The 19,377-nt window shown below is 59.5% G+C and carries 19 protein-coding genes; 7 read left to right on the top strand and 12 right to left on the bottom strand.

The window, feature by feature from the left end:
* Positions 1-187 precede the first annotated feature (187 nt).
* The 3 genes from ACWR1S_RS21515 to algW form a co-directional block, all read right to left on the bottom strand.
* Positions 188-907, bottom strand: coding sequence for a DUF4198 domain-containing protein (locus ACWR1S_RS21515; RefSeq protein ID WP_454564898.1), 720 nt, complete (start codon positions 905-907; stop codon positions 188-190).
* Between the two features lie 12 nt (positions 908-919).
* Positions 920-3,025 carry a TonB-dependent siderophore receptor gene (locus ACWR1S_RS21510; RefSeq protein ID WP_454564897.1) on the bottom strand — a complete coding sequence of 702 codons (2,106 nt, stop codon included), beginning with the start codon at positions 3,023-3,025 and terminating at the stop codon, positions 920-922.
* Positions 3,026-3,113: 88 nt separating this feature from the next.
* Positions 3,114-4,271 (bottom strand): Do family serine endopeptidase AlgW, encoded by a 1,158-nt coding sequence (gene algW, locus ACWR1S_RS21505; protein WP_454564896.1) that lies wholly within the window; start codon positions 4,269-4,271, stop codon positions 3,114-3,116.
* Between the two features lie 103 nt (positions 4,272-4,374).
* Here algW and ACWR1S_RS21500 point away from each other — a divergent pair, with 103 nt between their 5' ends.
* The 3 genes from ACWR1S_RS21500 to cysN all read left to right on the top strand — a co-directional run bounded on the left by ACWR1S_RS21500 (position 4,375) and on the right by cysN (position 8,211).
* Entirely contained in the window at positions 4,375-5,133 is a 759-nt protein-coding gene (locus tag ACWR1S_RS21500; RefSeq protein WP_454564895.1) for a Nif3-like dinuclear metal center hexameric protein, read from the top strand.
* Between the two features lie 252 nt (positions 5,134-5,385).
* Positions 5,386-6,303, top strand: a complete 918-nt coding sequence (cysD, locus tag ACWR1S_RS21495) for a sulfate adenylyltransferase subunit CysD (RefSeq protein WP_008085033.1) — start codon at positions 5,386-5,388, stop codon at positions 6,301-6,303.
* Positions 6,304-6,312: 9 nt separating this feature from the next.
* Entirely contained in the window at positions 6,313-8,211 is a 1,899-nt protein-coding gene (gene cysN / locus ACWR1S_RS21490) for a sulfate adenylyltransferase subunit CysN (RefSeq protein ID WP_454564894.1), read from the top strand.
* 170 nt (positions 8,212-8,381) lie between these two features.
* Here the strand turns inward: cysN and ACWR1S_RS21485 are convergent, their stop codons facing one another.
* The 3 genes from ACWR1S_RS21485 to ACWR1S_RS21475 are packed head-to-tail and all read right to left on the bottom strand — an operon-like array spanning position 8,382 to position 11,774.
* A complete protein-coding gene (locus tag ACWR1S_RS21485) occupies positions 8,382-9,287 on the bottom strand; it encodes an acyltransferase (RefSeq protein ID WP_454564893.1) in 906 nt (301 codons plus the stop codon).
* Entirely contained in the window at positions 9,288-11,387 is a 2,100-nt protein-coding gene (pta, locus tag ACWR1S_RS21480) for a phosphate acetyltransferase (RefSeq protein WP_454564892.1), read from the bottom strand.
* A gap of 60 nt (positions 11,388-11,447) precedes the next feature.
* Positions 11,448-11,774, bottom strand: coding sequence for a DUF3565 domain-containing protein (locus ACWR1S_RS21475; RefSeq protein WP_454564891.1), 327 nt, complete (start codon positions 11,772-11,774; stop codon positions 11,448-11,450).
* Between ACWR1S_RS21475 and ACWR1S_RS21470 the strand changes: the two genes are divergently transcribed.
* The 3 genes from ACWR1S_RS21470 (at position 11,743) to ACWR1S_RS21460 (ending at position 14,132) form a co-directional block, all read left to right on the top strand.
* Complete coding sequence (locus ACWR1S_RS21470) at positions 11,743-12,228, top strand: FKBP-type peptidyl-prolyl cis-trans isomerase (protein ID WP_454564890.1); 486 nt, start codon at positions 11,743-11,745, stop codon at positions 12,226-12,228. The genes ACWR1S_RS21475 and ACWR1S_RS21470 overlap by 32 nt on opposite strands.
* Positions 12,229-12,351: 123 nt before the next feature.
* Entirely contained in the window at positions 12,352-12,834 is a 483-nt protein-coding gene (locus tag ACWR1S_RS21465; RefSeq protein WP_141127736.1) for a glutathione peroxidase, read from the top strand.
* A 194-nt stretch (positions 12,835-13,028) separates the two neighbouring features.
* Positions 13,029-14,132, top strand: coding sequence for an NADH:flavin oxidoreductase (locus ACWR1S_RS21460; protein WP_454564889.1), 1,104 nt, complete (start codon positions 13,029-13,031; stop codon positions 14,130-14,132).
* A 135-nt stretch (positions 14,133-14,267) separates the two neighbouring features.
* Here ACWR1S_RS21460 and ACWR1S_RS21455 read toward each other — a convergent pair whose 3' ends face one another.
* Together ACWR1S_RS21455 and cysZ are read right to left on the bottom strand one after the other, a co-directional pair.
* The gene (locus ACWR1S_RS21455) at positions 14,268-15,467 is read right to left on the bottom strand and encodes a glycosyltransferase family 4 protein (protein ID WP_454564888.1); all 1,200 of its coding nucleotides are present in this window, start codon (positions 15,465-15,467) and stop codon (positions 14,268-14,270) included.
* A gap of 40 nt (positions 15,468-15,507) precedes the next feature.
* Positions 15,508-16,260, bottom strand: a complete 753-nt coding sequence (gene cysZ, locus ACWR1S_RS21450) for a sulfate transporter CysZ (RefSeq protein WP_454564887.1) — start codon at positions 16,258-16,260, stop codon at positions 15,508-15,510.
* A gap of 310 nt (positions 16,261-16,570) precedes the next feature.
* Between cysZ and trxB the strand changes: the two genes are divergently transcribed.
* Positions 16,571-17,533: a thioredoxin-disulfide reductase gene (trxB, locus tag ACWR1S_RS21445; protein ID WP_007912350.1), complete on the top strand. Its 963-nt coding sequence runs from the start codon at positions 16,571-16,573 to the stop codon at positions 17,531-17,533.
* 183 nt (positions 17,534-17,716) lie between these two features.
* Here the strand turns inward: trxB and ACWR1S_RS21440 are convergent, their stop codons facing one another.
* The 4 genes from ACWR1S_RS21440 to folE all read right to left on the bottom strand — a co-directional run bounded on the left by ACWR1S_RS21440 (position 17,717) and on the right by folE (position 19,376).
* On the bottom strand, positions 17,717-18,055 hold the full coding sequence (locus ACWR1S_RS21440; protein WP_454564886.1) for a HopJ type III effector protein: 339 nt from the start codon (positions 18,053-18,055) through the stop codon (positions 17,717-17,719).
* Positions 18,048-18,344, bottom strand: a complete 297-nt coding sequence (locus ACWR1S_RS21435; RefSeq protein WP_016987026.1) for a DUF1244 domain-containing protein — start codon at positions 18,342-18,344, stop codon at positions 18,048-18,050. Before ACWR1S_RS21435 ends, ACWR1S_RS21440 begins: the two co-directional genes overlap by 8 nt.
* Positions 18,345-18,443: 99 nt before the next feature.
* Complete coding sequence (gene folX, locus ACWR1S_RS21430; RefSeq protein ID WP_007914273.1) at positions 18,444-18,815, bottom strand: dihydroneopterin triphosphate 2'-epimerase; 372 nt, start codon at positions 18,813-18,815, stop codon at positions 18,444-18,446.
* Positions 18,816-19,376 carry a GTP cyclohydrolase I FolE gene (folE, locus tag ACWR1S_RS21425; protein WP_454564885.1) on the bottom strand — a complete coding sequence of 187 codons (561 nt, stop codon included), beginning with the start codon at positions 19,374-19,376 and terminating at the stop codon, positions 18,816-18,818.
* Position 19,377: the final 1 nt, after the last annotated feature.

Raw genomic sequence — 19,377 nt, 5'->3', positions numbered from 1 at the left:
AAGCCCCTCACCCTAACCCTCTCCCAAAGGGAGAGGGGACTGATTGGGGGATGCTGTTGAATTGCACCGACCTGATGCTGCTTTACCGAATCCATAATCGACTCGGTCTTTCAGGTCGATGTACCTCACAAGACACCTCGGTCGGCTCCCTCTCCCTCTGGGAGATGGTTGGGGTGAGGGTCGGCTTTTACTCGTGATGCGCTTCGCCAAGGAACGTCAGCGAACTGAACAACCCACGACGATCCACATCCACACTGTCCTTCACCGGCACTTCAACCTGCGCCGCAATCACATTCAACCCTTCATTCCTCACCAACACCTGCGCCCGACCCTCCTTGTCAGTCTCGGTGCTCAACGTGTCAGGCGCGCTGCGATAGTCGCCAATCAACTTCACCCCTGCCGCCGGTTTGCCGTCGAGCAACACCCGCACCGGCAATGACTTGCCCGGCCCAACCGTCAGCGGATCAACCTCCGGCACAATCAGCAATTTGATCTGATCAAGCTTGGGCAACTTCGCCCCCGGCTGATAAATCGCCAGGCTGTATTTAAATGTCTCGGTCGCCTCGACAGCGCCCGGCACTTTGCTGCGGCCCTCATTGATCCATTTTTTGTCGGCGGTCTGCGACCACATGCCATTGTTCAGCGCCACCGCCATCACCGCCGGTGACTTCAGCGGCTTCAAACGTGCGTGATCGGCCAGACGCTCAACGCTGACCGGAATCATCTTGCCGCCCGCGTCATAAGCCCACGCGCCGCTGATTTTCTTTGCCTTGAACGCGTTGTCCTCAGCGCCGTGGCCGTAAACCACTTCAATGTTGCCGCGCCGTTGTTCGGTCCACAGGCCATGGGCCGAGACTTCGCCTGCGAACAGCGCAGCGATGAGCGCAAGGGGTTTGCCGTATTGCATGGTGACGTCCTTTTACAGGTTGAGAGTCAGGCTGACGGTGAAATTGCGCGGCTCGCCGGGGTTGACCCAGTAGTTGCTGTACGAGCGCTCGTAATACTTCTCGTCAAAGAGGTTGTTCAGATTGAGGCCGACGGTGACGTTGTCGCTGGCCTTGTAATGCGCGAGCAGGTCGACGGTGTGATACGCCGGTAACTCGAAGTCGCTGCCGGATTCTCCCGAGCGGTCACCGACATAGGTGAACGCGGCCCCAACGTCCGAGCCGCGCAAATGGCCATCCTGAAACTCATAAACCCCCAGCAGACTGCCGCTGCGTTTGGCCACGCCAAGAATGCGGCTGCCGGTGGGAATCACCGCGTCACCCTTGGTGACTTCGGCGTCAATGTAGGCAAAGGCACCAATGATTCGTACCGCGTCGCTGACCTGTCCGGTGACTTGCAGGTCGAAGCCGCGACTGCGCGCCTTGCCCATCGCCCGGCTGGTGTCGGTGGCCGGGTCGAGGGCGAGGACGTTTTCCTTGTCGATGTGGAAAAAGGCGAGGGTGCTGCTCAGGCGTTCGTCGAACAGCTCGTTCTTGATGCCGATTTCGTAACCGACGCCTTCCTCCGGATCGAAGGATTTGCCGGCGGCGTCGAGGCCGTTGTTCGGTTTGAAAGAGGTTGAGGCGTTGGCGAACAGGCCAGTTTCCGGCGTCACTTGATAGAGCAAGCCGACTCGCTGGGTGAGGGCGTCATGACGTTGGTCGCTTGTCGCGTTTCGGCTGTGGTCGTCGATGTGTTGATCGAAATGCTCGAAGCGCGCACCGATCATCCCGCGCAGTGTGTCGGTGAAGACGATCTGATCTTGCAGATTCAAGGCGTGGCTTTCGACGTGCTCGAAGAAGTCGCTGCCCGAGCGCGCGCCGTCGGGTTTTGGCTGGCCGTAGATCGGCTTATAAATGTCGATGGCATAAGGGCCGCCGGCAATGGTGGTAACGCGCTCGTTCTTGCGGAAGTTTTCGTATTCGCTGCCGATCAGCAGTTCGTGCTGCCACGGGCCGAGGTCGAACAGACCGCGCAGTTCCAGTTGGGTGATGCTGTCGTGCCAGTTGGTATCGCGCTCGCGGTAGCGGCGGTTGACGGTGTGGCCGTCGGCGTTCAATGGACGATTCTCGGAGGCGTAGCCCCAAAGTTTGCCTTCCTTGTAGTGGCTGGCCAGACGCAGTTTCCAACTGTCGTTGAGGTGATGTTCCAGCGTGGCCTGAAGCAGGTTGTTGTGGTTATCGAGGTTGCCGTCGTTGGGCTCGCCGAGGAACGTTGAGCGGGAAACGCCGCTCCATTTGTTGTTCGGCGCGACGATGCCGCGATCGAAGGTGGAGCTGTGACGGACGATTTCGCTTTCCACCAATAGCGAGGTGTCCGGGTTCAGTTGCCAACTGATCGACGGCGCGACGAACATGCGCTGGCTGTCGACGTGGTCGCGGAAGCTGTGGTTGTCCTCGACCGCGAGGTTGATCCGCGAGAGCACATTGCCCTGATCATCCAGCGGTGTATTGACGTCCAGTGCGCTGCGATAACGGTCCCAACTGCCGGCGCTGGTCTGCAGGGTAGTGAACGCTTCGGGCTGCGGTTTCTTGGTGACGATGTTTACCGTGCCACCAGGATCGCCTCGGCCATAGAGGCTGGCGGCGGGGCCTTTGAGCACTTCGATACGCTCGATGTTGGCGGCATCCGGTGTGCTCGGATAACCGCGATTGGCGCTGAAGCCGTCCTTGTAGAACTCCGAAGTGGTGAAGCCGCGCACGCTGTATTCGTACAGCGTCAGGCCGCCGAAATTGTTTTGCTTGGATACGCCGCCGGCGAAATCCAGCGCGCGCTCGACGCTGGTGCTGCCCAGATCCTTGAGCACGCTGGCGGGTACTACGCTGATCGCCTGCGGGATATCGCGGATCGCGGTGTCGGTTTTGGTCGCGCTGGCCGAGCGTGTGGCGCGATAGCCCTTGACCGGGCCGGTCGGCGATTCGTAGTCGGAGATGACGCTGATGGCGTCGAGTTCAAGCGGCTTGGGTTCTTCGGCAAACGCTGGATCGACCAGTAAACCGAGGCTCAAACCCAGCAGGGAGGTCTTTGTTCGAGACGACATGTTATGTTGTTCCAATTCTTAGAATTGAAACAATATAACATGCCTGTTGAGAATGTCTTTTATTCGCGCATCTGGCGCGAGAAAATTCTTACTCTTCTTTTTCCTGTACCGGCGCCGGTGGCGGACGCAGGCCGATTTCCGCGGTGAGCTTCAGCTCTTTGCCGTTGCGCATCACCTGAATCGTCACCTTGTCAGTCGGTTTGATCCGCGCGACCTGGTTCATCGAACGGCGACCATCACCGGCCGGCTCGCCATCGATGCTCAGAATCACGTCGCCCAATTGCAGGCCGGCCTTCTGTGCCGGGCCATCGCGGAAGATCCCCGCGACGACAATCCCCGGCCGTCCGGACAAGCCAAACGACTCGGCCAGTTCCTGGGTCAGCGGTTGCACTTCAATGCCCAGCCAGCCGCGAATCACCTGACCGTGCTCGATGATCGACTTCATCACTTCCATCGCCAGCTTCACCGGGATGGCAAAGCCAATGCCTTGCGAGCCGCCGGACTTGGAGAAGATCGCCGTGTTGATGCCGGTCAGGTTGCCGTTGGCATCGACCAGCGCGCCGCCGGAGTTGCCCGGGTTGATTGCTGCGTCGGTCTGGATGAAGTCTTCGTAGTTATTCAGGCCCAACTGGTTGCGCCCGGTGGCGCTGATGATGCCCATGGTCACAGTCTGGCCGACACCGAACGGGTTGCCGATGGCCAGCGCGACGTCGCCGATGCGAATGTTGTCAGAGCGGCCAACAGTGATGGACGGCAGGGTTTTCAAATCGATCTTCAACACCGCGAGGTCAGTTTCCGGATCGCTGCCGATGACGCGGGCGAGGGTTTCACGACCGTCCTTCAGGGCCACGACAATCTGATCAGCGCCGCTGGTCACGTGGTTGTTGGTGAGGATGTAGCCTTCCGGGCTCATGATCACGCCGGAACCTAGGCTCGATTCCATGCGTTTCTGTTTCGGCGAGTTGTCACCGAAGAAACGTCGGAACTGCGGATCTTCAAATAGCGGATGCGCCGGTTTGTTGATGACTTTGGTGGTGTAGAGGTTGACCACCGAAGGCGCGGCAATGGTCACCGCATCCGCATAGGACACCGGCCCCTGCTGCACGCTGGTGGTTTGCGGCGCCTGTTGCAGGTTGACGTCGAGGCTCGGCAGCCCGACCCACTGCGGGTAACGCTGAATAATCAACAGAGCGATAAGCACGCCAGCCAACAACGGCCAGCCCATAAAACGCAGCGCCTTGAACATTAAGCACGTCCTGGAAGAGTTGCAGGCGGGGTCAGACCGCCCATAATGTCGCGCATTATACGAGGCCGCGCGTGCCTCTGAACGGGATATTTAGGAGTCTTTCATGGCCGTTGCCCTCAGCACCCTCGTCGAAGAAGCCGACCGTTACCTTGGCAGTGCGAAAATTGCCGATTATTGCCCCAATGGCCTGCAGGTCGAAGGCCGCCCGCAGGTGATGCGCATTGTCAGTGGTGTCACGGCCAGTCAGGCCTTGCTCGATGCGGCTGTCGAAGCAGAGGCCGATCTGGTGCTGGTGCATCACGGTTACTTCTGGAAGGGTGAGAACCCATGCGTCACTGGCATGAAGCAGCGTCGCTTGAAGACGTTGCTCAAGCACGATATCAGTCTGCTTGCGTACCACTTGCCGCTGGATTTGCATCCCGATGTCGGCAATAACGTGCAGCTTGCTCGCCAATTGGACATCACTGTGGAAGGCCCGCTGGACCCGGATAATCTCAAAATCGTGGGTTTGGTCGGGTCTTTGAAAGAACCGATGACAGCACGCGATTTCGCCCGCAAGGTGCAAGAAGTGATGGGCCGCGAACCGTTGCTGATTGAGGGTAATCCGATGATTCGCCGGGTCGGCTGGTGTACCGGCGGTGGCCAGGGCTATATCGATCAGGCCGTGGCGGCGGGGGTCGATCTGTATCTGAGCGGTGAAGCGTCCGAACAGACGTTCCACAGCGCCCGCGAAAACGACATCAGCTTCATCGCCGCCGGCCACCACGCCACCGAACGCTACGGCGTGCAGGCGCTGGGCGACTACCTGGCGAAACGCTTCGCTGTCGAACACATCTTCATCGACTGCCCGAACCCAATCTGAAAACCACCGCAAATCCCTGTGGGAGCGAGCTTGCTCGCGAAGAGGCCGTATCAGTCGCCATCATTGTTGAAAGGCACACCGCTTTCGCGAGCAAGCTCGCTCCCACATTGGTCCCCATCGGCCGAACTGGCAGGCATATTCATATACCCTTTCGATCTAGTAGGCGTCCTGATTAGAAGAGGCCGCTGTGCTAGGATTTCCCGCTCGAACACGGCCCGCTGGCCGTTCATAAGAAAGTTTTCGTGAGTAGCCATGGTCGACAAACTGACGCATCTGAAACAGCTGGAGGCGGAAAGCATCCACATCATCCGCGAGGTGGCCGCCGAGTTCGATAACCCGGTGATGCTGTACTCCATCGGTAAAGACTCCGCCGTGATGCTGCACCTGGCACGCAAGGCGTTCTTCCCGGGCAAACTGCCGTTTCCGGTGATGCACGTCGACACCCGCTGGAAATTCCAGGAGATGTACAAGTTCCGCGACAAGATGGTCGAAGAACTGGGCCTGGACCTGATCACCCACATCAACCCCGATGGCGTGGCGCAGAACATCAACCCGTTCACCCACGGCAGCGCCAAGCACACCGACATCATGAAAACCGAAGGCCTGAAACAGGCACTCGACAAACATGGTTTCGACGCAGCTTTCGGCGGCGCCCGTCGCGATGAAGAGAAATCCCGCGCCAAAGAGCGCGTGTACTCGTTCCGCGACAGCAAGCACCGCTGGGACCCGAAAAACCAGCGCCCGGAGCTGTGGAACGTCTACAACGGCAAGGTCAACAAGGGCGAATCCATCCGTGTATTCCCTCTGTCGAACTGGACCGAACTGGACATCTGGCAGTACATCTACCTCGAAGGCATCCCGATTGTGCCGCTGTACTTCGCCGCTGAGCGCGAAGTGATCGAGAAGAACGGCACGCTGATCATGATCGACGACGAGCGCATCCTCGAGCACCTGTCCGACGAAGACAAAGCGCGCATCGTCAAAAAGAAAGTGCGTTTCCGCACCCTTGGCTGCTACCCGTTGACGGGCGCCGTGGAGTCCGAAGCCGAGACGCTGACGGACATCATTCAAGAAATGCTCCTGACGCGAACTTCCGAGCGCCAGGGCCGTGTCATCGACCACGATGGCGCCGGCTCGATGGAAGATAAAAAACGTCAAGGCTATTTCTAAGGGGCTGTCATGTCGCACGTATCTGATTTGATCAGCGAGGACATCCTCGCCTACCTGGGCCAGCACGAACGTAAAGAGCTGCTGCGCTTTTTGACCTGCGGTAACGTCGATGACGGCAAGAGCACCCTGATCGGGCGCCTGCTGCACGACTCGAAAATGATCTACGAAGATCACCTCGAAGCCATTACCCGCGACTCGAAGAAAGTCGGCACCACCGGTGACGATATCGACCTGGCGTTGCTGGTCGACGGCTTGCAGGCCGAGCGCGAGCAGGGCATCACCATTGATGTCGCCTACCGCTATTTCTCCACCGCCAAACGCAAATTCATCATCGCCGACACCCCCGGCCATGAGCAGTACACCCGCAACATGGCCACCGGTGCATCCACCTGTGACCTGGCGATCATTCTGGTCGACGCGCGTTACGGCGTGCAGACCCAGACCCGTCGCCACAGTTTTATCGCCTCGTTGCTGGGGATCAAACACATCGTCGTCGCCATCAACAAGATGGACTTGAAGGGCTTCGATGAAGGCGTGTTCGAGTCGATCAAGGCTGACTACCTGAAGTTCGCCGAAGGCTTGAAGATGAAGCCGACCAGCATGCACTTTGTGCCGATGTCTGCGCTCAAGGGCGACAACGTGGTGAATAAATCCGAGCGCTCGCCTTGGTACACAGGCCAGTCGCTGATGGAAATTCTCGAGACCGTGGAAGTGGCGGGCGATCGCAACTTCACCGATCTGCGTTTCCCGGTGCAGTACGTCAACCGCCCGAACCTGAACTTCCGTGGTTTCGCCGGCACGCTGGCCAGCGGCATCGTGCACAAGGGTGACGAAGTCGTGGTGTTGCCGTCGGGCAAAAGCAGCCGGGTGAAATCCATCGTCACCTTCGAAGGTGAGCTGGAGCATGCAGGTCCGGGTCAGGCCGTAACGCTGACCATGGAAGACGAAATCGACATCTCCCGTGGCGACCTGCTGGTGCATGCCGACAACGTGCCGCCGGTTACCGACAGCTTCGAAGCGATGCTGGTGTGGATGGCTGAAGAGCCGATGCTGCCGGGCAAGAAATACGACATCAAACGCGCCACCAGTTACGTGCCGGGCTCGATTGCCAGCATCGTCAACAAGGTCGACGTCAACACCCTCGAAGAAGGCCCGGCGAGCGCGTTGCAGCTCAACGAAATCGGCAAGGTGAAGATCGCGCTTGATGCGCCAATCGCCCTCGACGGTTACGAAAGCAACCGCACCACCGGCGCGTTCATCATCATCGACCGCTTGACCAACGGCACCGTCGGCGCTGGCATGATCGTCGCGCAACCGGTGACGCATGGCACTGCCACGCATCACGGCAAACTGGCGCACGTGGCCACTGAAGAACGTGCCCAGCGCTTCGGCCAACAACCGGCGACCGTGCTGTTCAGCGGCCTGTCGGGCGCGGGCAAGAGCACGCTGGCTTACGCCGTCGAGCGCAAGTTGTTCGACATGGGCCGTGCGGTGTTTGTACTGGATGGTCAGAACCTGCGTCATGACTTGAACAAAGGTCTGCCACAGGATCGCGCCGGCCGTACCGAGAACTGGCGTCGTGCCGCGCACGTCGCGCGTCAGTTCAACGAAGCCGGTTTGCTGACGTTGGCCGCGTTCGTCGCGCCAAGCGCTGAAGGTCGCGAGCAGGCCAAGGATCTGATCGGCAAGGATCGTCTGCTGACGGTCTACGTACAGGCCTCGCCGGCCGTGTGCGCCGAGCGTGATCCGCAAGGTCTGTATGCCGCCGCTGGCGACAACATCCCGGGCGAATCCTTCCCGTACGACGTGCCGCTGAATGCCGATCTGGTGATCGACACGCAGACACTGAGTCTGGAAGACAGCGTCAAGCAAGTGCTGGATCTGCTGCGTAAACGTGGCGCGATCTAAGCGTTAGCGACAAATAAAAAGCCCGCCGATGAGTGATCATCGACGGGCTTTTTTATTCGGGCCAACTCGGTCAATTGTAGGAGTGAGCCTGCTCGCGATAGCGGTGTGTCATTCAACATTGTTGGTGGCTGATCCACCGCTATCGCGAGCAGGCTCACTCCTACAGGGGATTAGAGCTTGTCTGGATATTCGCGGTGCATCTGTTCGAGCAGCGCATCCTTGTCCAGCCACAGTTGATTGATCCAGCCCTGAAACTGCAGGCGATACTCGCCGTCCTGATCGTAGTTCTTGCCGATGAACTGCTGTGGAATCTTCAGCTCTTCAAAGTGCACCACCACGTCGCGCACATTGCCGCACAGCAAGTCCCAAAACCCCGGACGCCCGGCCGGATAGTGAATCGTCACGTTAACGATCGACTCCAGTTGCTCGCCCATCGCATCCAGCACAAACGCAATCCCGCCAGCCTTTGGCTTGAGCAGATACTTGAACGGCGATTGCTGCTGCGCATGCTTGCCGTCGGTAAACCGCGTGCCTTCGACGAAATTGAAAATCCCCACCGGGTTATTACGAAACTTCGCGCAAGTCTTACGGGTGGTCTCCAGGTCTTTACCTTTCTTCTCCGGGTGCTTGGCCAGGTACGCCTTGGAGTAACGCTTCATGAACGGAAAGCCCAGCGCCCACCACGCCAGACCGATCACCGGGACCCAGATCAGCTCCTGCTTGAGGAAGAACTTCAGCGGTTGAATCCGGCGGTTGAGCACGTATTGCAGCACCAGAATATCGACCCAGCTCTGGTGATTGCTGGTGATCAGATACGAGTGCTGATAGTCGAGCCCTTGCAGACCACTGACGTGCCAGCGCGTGCGCCGTACCAGGTTCATCCAGCCCTTGTTGTTGCTGATCCACGCTTCGTGGGTGTGGCTCATCAGCCACAGCGAGGCGCGTCGGGCTAGGTCGAACGGCAGTACTTTGATCAGCGCCACGCAGAACAGAAACGAGCACAGCAGAATCGTGTTGAGTGCCAACAGCAGCGACGCAATCACGCCGCGCAACGGTGCAGGTAGAAAATCCAGCATTTACACATCCATAGGTCGGTTGGCGGCTTGAATCGCGGTGAGGGCGATGGTGTAGACGATGTCATCGACTTGCGCGCCGCGCGGCAAATCGTTCACCGGTTTGCGCAGGCCTTGCAGCATCGGCCCGAGGCTGACGCAATCGGCGCTGCGTTGCACGGCTTTGTGCGTGGTGTTGCCGGTGTTCAGATCCGGGAACACGAACACCGTGGCGCGACCGGCGACCTGACTGTTCGGTGCCAGTTGCCGGGCGACTTCAGCGTTGGCCGCGGCATCGTATTGCAGCGGGCCGTCGATCAGCAGCGAATGCTGTTGTTCGTGGGCGAGGAGGGTGGCCTCGCGGACTTTCTCGACTTCTTCGCCGGTGGCCGATTCGCCGCTGGAGTAACTGATCATTGCCACGCGCGGGGTGATGCCGAAGGCCGCTGCCGAGTCGGCGCTTTGCAGGGCGATTTCGGCCAGTTCGCTGGCGCTCGGGTGCGGGTTCATCACGCAGTCGCCGTACACCAGCACTTCTTCCGGGAACAGCATGAAGAACACCGACGACACCAGCGTGCAGCCCGGCGCGGTTTTGATCAGCTGCAAGGCCGGGCGGATGGTGTTGGCGGTGGTGTTGATCACGCCGGAAACCAAACCGTCGACTTCATCGAGTGCGAGCATCATGGTGCCGATCACCACGGTGTCTTCCAGTTGCTGCTCGGCCATCGGCGCATTCAGGCTTTTGGTTTTGCGCAGGGCGACCATCGGCTCGACGTAGCGTTCGCGGATCAGATCCGGATCAAGAATCTCCAGCCCCGGCGGCAACACAATGCCTTGGGCGCGGGCGACGGCTTCGACGTCTTCGGGTTTGGCCAGCAACACGCAACGGGCAATCCCGCGTTCCTGACAGATCGCCGCCGCTTGCACGGTGAACGGCTCACTGCCTTCGGGCAGGACGATGCGCTTGTTCGCCGCTTGCGCACGCTGAATCAACTGATAGCGGAACACCGCCGGCGACAGGCGCATTTCTCGCGGCGTGCCGCAGCGCTGGTGCAGCCATTTGGCGTCGAGATGGCTGGCGACGAAATCAGTGATGATCTCCGCGCGCTCGCGGTCGTCGATCGGGATTTCCTTGTTCAGGCCATTGAGCAGGTTGGCCGTGTCATACGAGCCGGTGCTCACCGACAGTACCGGCAAACCGGCCTGCAACGCGCCTCGGCACAGATCCATGATGCGCGGATCGGGCAGGGTGTCGCTGGTCAGCAGCAGGCCGGCCAGCGGCACGCCGTTGATCGCCGCCAGGCTGACGGCGAGGATGATGTCGTCGCGATCGCCCGGCGTCACCACCAGCACGCCGGGCTTGAGCAGCTCGACGGTGTTGCGCATGGTGCGCGCGCAAATGATGATCTTGGTCATCCGCCGGGTTTCGTAATCACCGGCATTGAGCACTTGCGCGCCCATCAGGTCGGCGACGTCGCGGGTGCGCGGTGCGTTGAGTTCCGGCTGATAGGGAATGCAGCCGAGCAAGCGGAAATCACCGCTGCGCAGCAACGGCGAATGCTCCTTCAGGCGCGCAGCGAAGGCGTCCATGCTTTCTTCGGTCTTGACCTTGTTGAGGATCACGCCGAGGACTTTCGGGTCTTTCGGGCCACCGAACAGTTGCGCCTGTAATTCGACGCGACCGGAGAGTTCGGCGAGCACTTCGTTTTCCGGCGCCGAGACCAGAATCACTTCGGCGTCGAGACTCTTGGCCAGGTGCAGGTTGACCCGTGCGGCGTAACTGGCGCTGCGGGTCGGCACCATGCCTTCGACGACCAGCACGTCTTTGCCGATGGCCGCTTGCTGATACAGGGTAATGATTTCTTCGAGCAGTTCATCGAGCTGACCGTCGCCGAGCATCCGCTCAACATGGGCCAGACCCAGTGGTTGCGGCGGTTTCAGGCCGTGGGTGCGCGCGACCAGCTCGGTCGAACGCTCAGGGCCGGTGTCGCCCGGGTGCGGCTGGGCAATCGGTTTGAAGAAACCGACTTTGAGGCCGGCGCGTTCAAGTGTGCGCACCAGCCCGAGGCTGATGGAGGTCAGACCCACGCCAAAATCGGTGGGTGCGATAAAAAAAGTTTGCATGCGAATTCTCTAAAGGTGCATGGCAATGGTGTCAGCTTATGTCTGGCTGACTACCGAAATTCAGTCGCCAAGGTTATCGCTAACCGAGCCTTGTGCGCACCAACCGCAGGCAAAGGGTTGGCCTATTTTTTCAATACGTTGCGCCGGGTCGAGCACCCAGGCGCGCGATTGCCACGGCGGCTGGTGGCGCAGGTGTTGGGTATGACCGCAGGAAAGCTCGACGACCCAGTGGTCGTCCTCGTCCTGATGGAAGCCTGCAATCGTCGAAACCCGTTTGTCCGGGTTGTGTTCGCTTTCGCGCGATTGCTTCGCTAAACTTGGCCTTTCTATATTCTTCTGCAAAAGGTCTCGCCCCATGCTGATCGCCGCCAATAAGGCTGTCTCCATCGACTATACCCTGACCAACGACGCTGGTGAGGTCATCGACAGCTCCGCCGGCGGCGCTCCGCTGGTCTACCTGCAAGGCGCAGGCAACATCATCCCGGGCCTGGAAAAAGCTCTGGAAGGCAAAGCTGTTGGTGACGAGCTGGAAGTTGCCGTTGAGCCGGAAGACGCTTACGGCGAATACGCCGCCGAGCTGGTCAGCACCCTGAGCCGCAGCATGTTCGAAGGCGTTGACGAGCTGGAAGTCGGCATGCAGTTCCACGCTTCGGCGCCGGACGGCCAAATGCAGATCGTCACCATCCGTGATCTCGATGGCGACGACGTAACCGTCGACGGCAACCACCCACTGGCCGGTCAGCGCCTGAACTTCAAAGTGAAGATCGTTGACATCCGTGAAGCCAGCCAGGAAGAAATCGCTCATGGTCACGTCCATGGCGAAGGTGGCCATCACCACTGATTTTCTGCGCTAAGCTTCGAGTACTGGAGAGGCGCCTGCGGGCGCCTTTTTAGTCCGCGGCTGTCCTTGGTGGCCTCGCCAAGTGGCTGTTTCGAGTAGAACATCGGAATCCTGGAGTTCGTCATGAGTGCTTTTCACGACCTTAAGTTGACAGCCCTGGATGGTCAGGAGCTACCGCTGGCGCCGTTCAAGGGCCAAGTCGTGCTGGTGGTCAACGTCGCCTCCAAATGCGGCTTGACCCCACAGTACGCGGCGCTGGAAAACCTCCATCAGCAATTCAAAGGCAAAGGCTTCAGTGTGCTGGGTCTGCCGTGCAACCAGTTTGCCGGCCAGGAACCTGGCTCTGAAAAGGAAATTCAGGAGTTCTGCAGCCTTAACTATGGTGTGACGTTTCCGTTGTCGAGCAAGCTCGAAGTCAACGGCCACGAACGGCATCAGCTCTACCGCTTGCTGGCGGGCGAGGGCGCGGAGTTTCCCGGTGACATCACCTGGAATTTCGAGAAATTCCTGCTCGGCAAGGATGGTCGGGTGCTGGCGCGGTTCTCGCCGCGCACGGCGCCGGATGATCCGACCATTGTTCATGCGATTGAAAAAGCGCTGAGCTGAAACAGCAAGATCAAAAGATCGCAGCCTTCGGCAGCTCCTACAGGTGGCCTCAAACCCCGTGTAGGAGCTGCCGAAGGCTGCGATCTTTTGCTTTGCGTCTTTTAATCCTTAATCACCCAAATCAATAGTGCTGTTCAAAGGGTTCGCGTCTCCATATTATCGCCGTCATAAAGCCTTCTCTGTGGAGCCCTTCGATGCCCGTTCAAGCCTTGTTCAAACCGTTCCACCTCGGTGCCCTCGAACTGCCGACCCGCGTGGTCATGGCACCAATGACCCGCTCGTTTTCACCGGGTGGCGTACCGAATTCGAAAGTCATCGAGTACTACCGCCGTCGCGCAGCCGCCGGTGTCGGCCTGATCATCACCGAAGGCACCACCGTCGGCCACATCGCCTCCAACGGCTACCCGAACGTGCCGCAATTCTTTGGTGAGGCGCCATTGGCCGGCTGGAAAAAAGTCGTTGACGCCGTTCACGCCGAAGGTGGCAAGATCGTTCCGCAGCTGTGGCATGTCGGCAGCGTGCGCCGCATCGGCACCGAGCCGGACGCCAGCGTACCGGCTTACGGCCCGTCGGAAAAACTCAAGGACGGTCAGGTCGTGGTGCACGGCATGACCCAACAGGACATCCAGGACGTCATCGCTGCTTTCGCCCAGGCGGCCAAAGATGCACAAAACATCGGCATGGACGGCGTGGAAATCCACGGCGCCCACGGTTACCTGATCGACCAGTTCTTCTGGGAAGGCAGCAACCAGCGCACCGACGAATACGGCGGCAGCCTGGCCAACCGTTCGCGTTTCGCCATCGAACTGATTCAAGCCATACGTGCAGCGGTCGGCGAAGGTTTCCCGATCATCTTCCGTTTCTCGCAATGGAAGCAGCAGGATTACACCGCACGTCTGGTGCAAACTCCGGAGGCGTTGGGTGAGTTCCTCAAGCCGCTGTCCGACGCTGGTGTGGACATTTTCCACTGCTCGACGCGGCGTTTCTGGGAGCCGGAGTTCGACGGCTCCGAACTGAACCTCGCGGGCTGGACGCGCAAACTCACCGGCAAGCCGACCATCACCGTTGGCAGCGTGGGTCTGGATGGCGAGTTTCTGCAGTTCATGGTCAACACTGACAAGGTCGCGCAACCGGCCAGTCTGGAGAACCTGCTGGAGCGTCTGAACAAAGAGGAATTCGATCTGGTGGCGGTGGGCCGTGCGTTGCTGGTCGATCCGGACTGGGCGCTGAAAGTCCGCGAAGGGCGTGAGCAGGATATTCTGCCGTTCAGCCGTGAGGCGTTGATGACGCTGGTTTAACCAGCGGCTGTACTGACGCCATCGCGAGCAGGCTCACTCCTACAGGTTTCTCTGGTGTTCACAAAATGTGTGTTCACCGAGATCCCCTGTGGGAGCGAGCCTGCTCGCGAAAGCGGTTCTAAGGTCAGCAAAGATTCAGGGTAATGTCTGCGCATTCGGCACCACCTGCTCCCCCACACAAGCCCCGCGCAAATGCTTTTCAAACTGCTCAATGATCGTCGCCCACCCCTGGCGACTCGCATGCTGCCGCGCATTCAAACGCACGCAACGCAACGTCTCTTCCTCTTCCAGCAACCACGCCGCCGCCTCGCAAAAAGCCTGCTCATCACCAGGCATCGCCAACACGCCGTTGTAGCCATGGCGAATATGCTGCGCCGCCGCAGCCTGATCGTAAGCCACCACGCCCAATCCCGAAGCCAATGCTTCGAGCACCACGTTGCCGAAGGTTTCCGTCAGGCTCGGAAACAGAAACAGATCCCCGGACGCATAGTGCGCCGCCAACGCTTCACCGCGCTGTGCACCGCAGAAGATCGCCTCGGGCAAATCCTTTTCCAGCGCCAGCCGTTGCGGGCCGTCACCGACGACGATCAGTTTCAGATTGCGTTGTGGATAAGTCCTTTGCAGCGTTTCGAAACTGCGTTTGAGCAGACTGAGGTTTTTCTCCGGAGCGAGGCGTCCGACATGAATCACGGCAATATCGCGCTCGGACAAACCCCATTGCTCACGCAATGCATTCAGCCGCTTGCTCGGATGAAACAACTGGCTGTCGACACCGCGCGACAACAGCGCCAACCGCTCGAAATGCCGTCGCTCAAGTTCCAGGCGCTGGCTGACACTGGGCACCAACGTCAGCGCCGAGCGATTGTGAAACCAGCGCAGATAGTGCGTGAGCATCCGCGTCAGCAAGCCAAGCCCGTATTGGCTGGTGTATTGCTGAAAATTGGTGTGAAAGCCGCTGACCACCGAAATACCCAAACGCCGCGCCGCCCGCAGGGCCGACAACCCGAGCGGGCCTTCCGTGGCGATGTACAGCACGTCCGGGCGCTGACGCTTCCAGCGCCGCAGCAGTTTGTGCATTGACGACTGCCCCCATTGCAGCCCCGGATACCCCGGCAACGGCCAGCCTCGGCACAGCAATAGTGCGTCATCTTCACTGCGCTGCGGATCGCCTGCCTGACGCGGGCGCACCAGTTCAACCTGGTGGCCGCGCGCGCGCAGTCCATCGCACAAGCGACCAAGGGTATTGGCCACCCCGTTGATTTCCGGAGGGAAGGTTTCGCTGATCAGGGTGATGTGTAGAGCTGTCGTCATGGCCTCAGTGTCGGCTGAGGCCATGTCGTGCTTGTGACGTTCGGATGATGGATTTGTGACGTGCTCAGCGTTGAGTGACGAGATTCTCAGCACCGCGTTCACGCACCCAGAACAACGTCGCCCCGGCCACGGCCGCCGGCATCATCAGGATGTTGACCACCGGAATCAGCAGCACCAGATACACAATCCCGCCGAAGCTCATGCTCTGCCAGCGTTTCTGCCGCAGCCAGGCGAGCATTTCGTACCAGCCCAGCTTGTGGTTGTCCGCCGGGTAGTCGATGTACTGGATCGCCATCATCCATACACCGAACAGCAGCCACAGCGGCGCGGCGATGATGTTCACCACCGGGATGAACGAAAGGATGAACAGGCCGATGGCGCGTGGCAGGAAATAGCCGAGTTTGCGCATTTCCCGGGCGAGGGTGCGCGGGACCATGGCGATCAACTCGCCCCAGCTGAACGCCGGGAAGTCATCGGTGCCGCGCACCACCACTTCGACTTTTTCCGCGAGGAAGCCGTTGAACGGCGCGGCGATCACGTTGGCGAGCATGGTGAAGGTGAAGAACACCATCAACGCCACCAGCACCACGAATAAGGGCCAGAGGATGTAGCTGAGGAAGCTCAACCATTCCGGCAGCGAGGGCATCAGCGTATCGACCCACAGGCTGAACTGGTGGCCGGCCAGATAAATCAATCCGACGAACAGCACCAGGTTGATCGCCAGCGGCAGCAAAACGAACAGGCGCAGGCCTGGACTCAAGACCAATTTCAGGCCTTCGCGCAGGTATTGCGGGCCGGACAGAACAGGGGCGGGCATAAGGTGCTCCGAGCAAGGGAAAACGCGCCGACCTTACCGACTTTGCACGGGGGGCGAAAGCGCGGCAGAGCGATCGACATTCACTGTAACAAAGACGTCCATCTCGTCAGTGTGTCGGCATAGAGACCACCTATGAGCTGGATTGTTAAACCGTATTTCCTTAATCTTGCCCCCCTCGATACGCTGCACCCAACTTTTTACAGGACTGTCGAGCTCAAACCTTCCCCAAGGTTTCCACGGTCCTTTTTTATTCCCGCCGGCAGTCCGGCGATCCGTGCCCGTTTTTTGGCCCGGTCAACAGGAGCAGGTCATGTCTGAAGTCCGTCATTCGCGAGTGATTATTCTCGGTTCCGGCCCTGCCGGTTACAGCGCTGCGGTATACGCGGCCCGTGCCAACCTCAAGCCACTGCTGATCACCGGCATGCAGGCTGGCGGTCAACTGACCACCACTACCGAAGTCGACAACTGGCCGGGCGACGTCCACGGTCTGACCGGTCCAGCCCTGATGGAGCGGATGCGCGAGCACGCCGAGCGTTTTGAAACCGAGATCGTTTTCGATCACATTAACGCTGTGGATTTCGCTGCCAAGCCTTACACCCTGACCGGCGACAGCGCGACCTACACCTGCGATGCCCTGATCATTGCTACCGGCGCCAGCGCTCGTTACCTGGGCTTGCCGTCGGAAGAAGCGTTCATGGGCAAAGGCGTTTCGGCCTGCGCGACCTGCGACGGTTTCTTCTACCGCAACAAGCCTGTTGCAGTGGTCGGCGGCGGCAACACCGCTGTTGAAGAAGCACTGTACCTGGCCAACATCGCCAGCACCGTGACCCTGATCCACCGTCGCGAAACCTTCCGTGCCGAGAAGATCCTGATCGACAAGCTCAACGCTCGCGTCGCTGAAGGCAAGATCATCCTCAAGTTGAACGCCAACCTCGACGAAGTCCTGGGCGACAACATGGGCGTGACCGGCGCGCGTCTGAAGAACAACGACGGCAGCTTCGATGAAATCACCGTTGACGGCGTGTTCATCGCCATCGGCCACACCCCGAACACTTCGCTGTTCGAAGGCCAGTTGACCCTGAAAGACGGTTACCTGGTGGTGCACGGCGGCCGTGAAGGCAATGCCACTGCAACCAGCGTCGAAGGCATTTTCGCTGCCGGTGACGTGGCTGACCACGTTTACCGCCAGGCGATCACCTCGGCCGGCGCCGGCTGCATGGCGGCACTGGACACCGAGCGTTACCTGGACGGTCTGCAGAACGCTTCGTTCTAAGATCGCAGGCATAAAAAAACCGGCTTCGGCCGGTTTTTTTATGCCCGTTATTCCTGCTCCAACGCAGTTCATTGTAGGAGTGAGCCTGCTCGCGATAGCGGTGTACCGGTCAACATATGAGTCGACTGATACACCGCTATCGCGAGCAGGCTCACTCCTACAGGGGGGGCGTTGCAGCTGAAATCAGCGGCGGGTCAGGGGCTGGGCGGTGAACTTCACGCCGGCCAGACCGTGCTGGATCAACGCGCGGATATTGCCGTGATCGCTACCTTCAGGCGTCGCTACCACCGAACGGTAATGCTCGCCAAACGCCAGCAGCGCTTCTTCATTGCTCAGACCTTCCAGCAGCGCCAGACCCAACGTCTTGCACGAGCCTTCGTTCTGCCCGGCGGCGTTTTCCACGCCACCGTTGTTGAAGGCTTGCGGCTGGTAGTCGTAACCCGCAGCAATGAAAGCCAGGGTGTCGGCGAAAGCGTGTTCGCCGCTTTTCAGGCTGCTGCGCAGGCTGTTCAGATCACTCATGAGTTTTTCCTTTGGCGAACGCCGCTTGCTGGTCGGCATTGGCTTCTTGCTGATATTGGGCTTTCCACTCGGCGTACGGCATGCCGTAAACCACTTCGCGGGCGTCATCGAGGCTAACTTCGATCTGACGCTCGTCCGCTTCGGCCTTGTACCACTTCGACAGGCAGTTGCGGCAGAAGCCGGCGAGGTTCATCAGGTCGATGTTCTGCACGTCCTTGCGGCTGTCCAGATGGGCGACCAGCCGGCGGAAGGCGGCGGCTTCGAGTTCGAGGCGTTGTTGATCAGTCATGGGGGTCTCTGCGAGACAGCTTTGAGCGGCAAGCTTCAAGCTGCAAGATTGGATCGGGGTCGGCCGTTAGCTTACCGCTTGCAGCTCGAAGCTTGAAGCTCAGCGGCTGGCCGCGAGCGTGATCGACACCGACTCGGCAAATCGCAGCGCATGTGGCTTGTCGACTTCGACTTCGGCGTATAGCACCGAACCGTTGCTCATCACCAGATCGAGCAGTTCCTGTGTCAGGCGTTCGAGCAGCGCAAAACGGTTGCCCTCGACGTGAGCGATGATCGCTTTGGTGATGGTGCGGTAATTCAACGCGTGGTCGATGTCGTTGTCACGCACCGCCTCCTGCGCGGCATACAGAATGGTCAGGTTGATCAGCACATCCTGCTTGTTGAGGATTTCGTCCTCGTTGATCCCGATAAAGGTGCGCAAGCGCAGATCCTTGACCCGGATGCGCGCCATTCCCGGTTGAAGTTGTGGCATTTACTTGCTCCGTCCAATCAATTGCAGGAACTCCTGGCGGGTGTTGCTCGACTCGCGGAACGCGCCGAGCATGACCGAGGTGTTCATGGTCGAATTCTGTTTCTCGACACCGCGCATCATCATGCACATGTGTTTGGCTTCGATGACCACGGCGACGCCGGCGGCGTCGGTAACCTGTTGCACCGCATCGGCGATTTGCAGAGTGAGGTTTTCCTGAATCTGCAGGCGCCGGGCGAACATGTCCACCAGTCGCGCGATCTTCGACAGACCCAGTACCTTGCCCGTCGGAATATAAGCCACATGGGCCTTGCCGATGAAGGGCAACAGGTGATGTTCGCACAACGAGTACAACTCGATGTCGGCGACGATGATCATTTCGTCACTGTCCGAGGCAAACAGCGCGCCGTTCACAATGTCATCGACGCTTTGTTCATAACCGTGACACAGGTATTGCATGGCCTTGGCCGCGCGTGCCGGGGTGTCGAGCAATCCTTCGCGGTCGGGATTTTCACCGAGGCCGATGAGGATTTCGCGGTAGTTCTCGGGCAGTGAGCGGGTCATG

The sequence above is a fragment of the Pseudomonas sp. AIG genome (genome assembly GCF_977020205.1).
This window is presented reverse-complemented; position numbering and strand designations above follow the sequence as displayed.

Coding starts and splice junctions, on each gene's coding strand:
- ACWR1S_RS21515 (WP_454564898.1), bottom strand. CDS start 907: ATGCAATACGGCAAACCCCTTGCGCTCATCGCTGCGCTGTTCGCAGGC.
- ACWR1S_RS21510 (WP_454564897.1), bottom strand. CDS start 3,025: ATGTCGTCTCGAACAAAGACCTCCCTGCTGGGTTTGAGCCTCGGTTTA.
- algW (WP_454564896.1), bottom strand. CDS start 4,271: ATGTTCAAGGCGCTGCGTTTTATGGGCTGGCCGTTGTTGGCTGGCGTG.
- ACWR1S_RS21500 (WP_454564895.1), top strand. CDS start 4,375: ATGGCCGTTGCCCTCAGCACCCTCGTCGAAGAAGCCGACCGTTACCTT.
- cysD (WP_008085033.1), top strand. CDS start 5,386: ATGGTCGACAAACTGACGCATCTGAAACAGCTGGAGGCGGAAAGCATC.
- cysN (WP_454564894.1), top strand. CDS start 6,313: ATGTCGCACGTATCTGATTTGATCAGCGAGGACATCCTCGCCTACCTG.
- ACWR1S_RS21485 (WP_454564893.1), bottom strand. CDS start 9,287: ATGCTGGATTTTCTACCTGCACCGTTGCGCGGCGTGATTGCGTCGCTG.
- pta (WP_454564892.1), bottom strand. CDS start 11,387: ATGCAAACTTTTTTTATCGCACCCACCGATTTTGGCGTGGGTCTGACC.
- ACWR1S_RS21470 (WP_454564890.1), top strand. CDS start 11,743: ATGCTGATCGCCGCCAATAAGGCTGTCTCCATCGACTATACCCTGACC.
- ACWR1S_RS21475 (WP_454564891.1), bottom strand. CDS start 11,774: ATGGAGACAGCCTTATTGGCGGCGATCAGCATGGGGCGAGACCTTTTG.
- ACWR1S_RS21465 (WP_141127736.1), top strand. CDS start 12,352: ATGAGTGCTTTTCACGACCTTAAGTTGACAGCCCTGGATGGTCAGGAG.
- ACWR1S_RS21460 (WP_454564889.1), top strand. CDS start 13,029: ATGCCCGTTCAAGCCTTGTTCAAACCGTTCCACCTCGGTGCCCTCGAA.
- ACWR1S_RS21455 (WP_454564888.1), bottom strand. CDS start 15,467: ATGGCCTCAGCCGACACTGAGGCCATGACGACAGCTCTACACATCACC.
- cysZ (WP_454564887.1), bottom strand. CDS start 16,260: ATGCCCGCCCCTGTTCTGTCCGGCCCGCAATACCTGCGCGAAGGCCTG.
- trxB (WP_007912350.1), top strand. CDS start 16,571: ATGTCTGAAGTCCGTCATTCGCGAGTGATTATTCTCGGTTCCGGCCCT.
- ACWR1S_RS21440 (WP_454564886.1), bottom strand. CDS start 18,055: ATGAGTGATCTGAACAGCCTGCGCAGCAGCCTGAAAAGCGGCGAACAC.
- ACWR1S_RS21435 (WP_016987026.1), bottom strand. CDS start 18,344: ATGACTGATCAACAACGCCTCGAACTCGAAGCCGCCGCCTTCCGCCGG.
- folX (WP_007914273.1), bottom strand. CDS start 18,815: ATGCCACAACTTCAACCGGGAATGGCGCGCATCCGGGTCAAGGATCTG.
- folE (WP_454564885.1), bottom strand. CDS start 19,376: ATGACCCGCTCACTGCCCGAGAACTACCGCGAAATCCTCATCGGCCTC.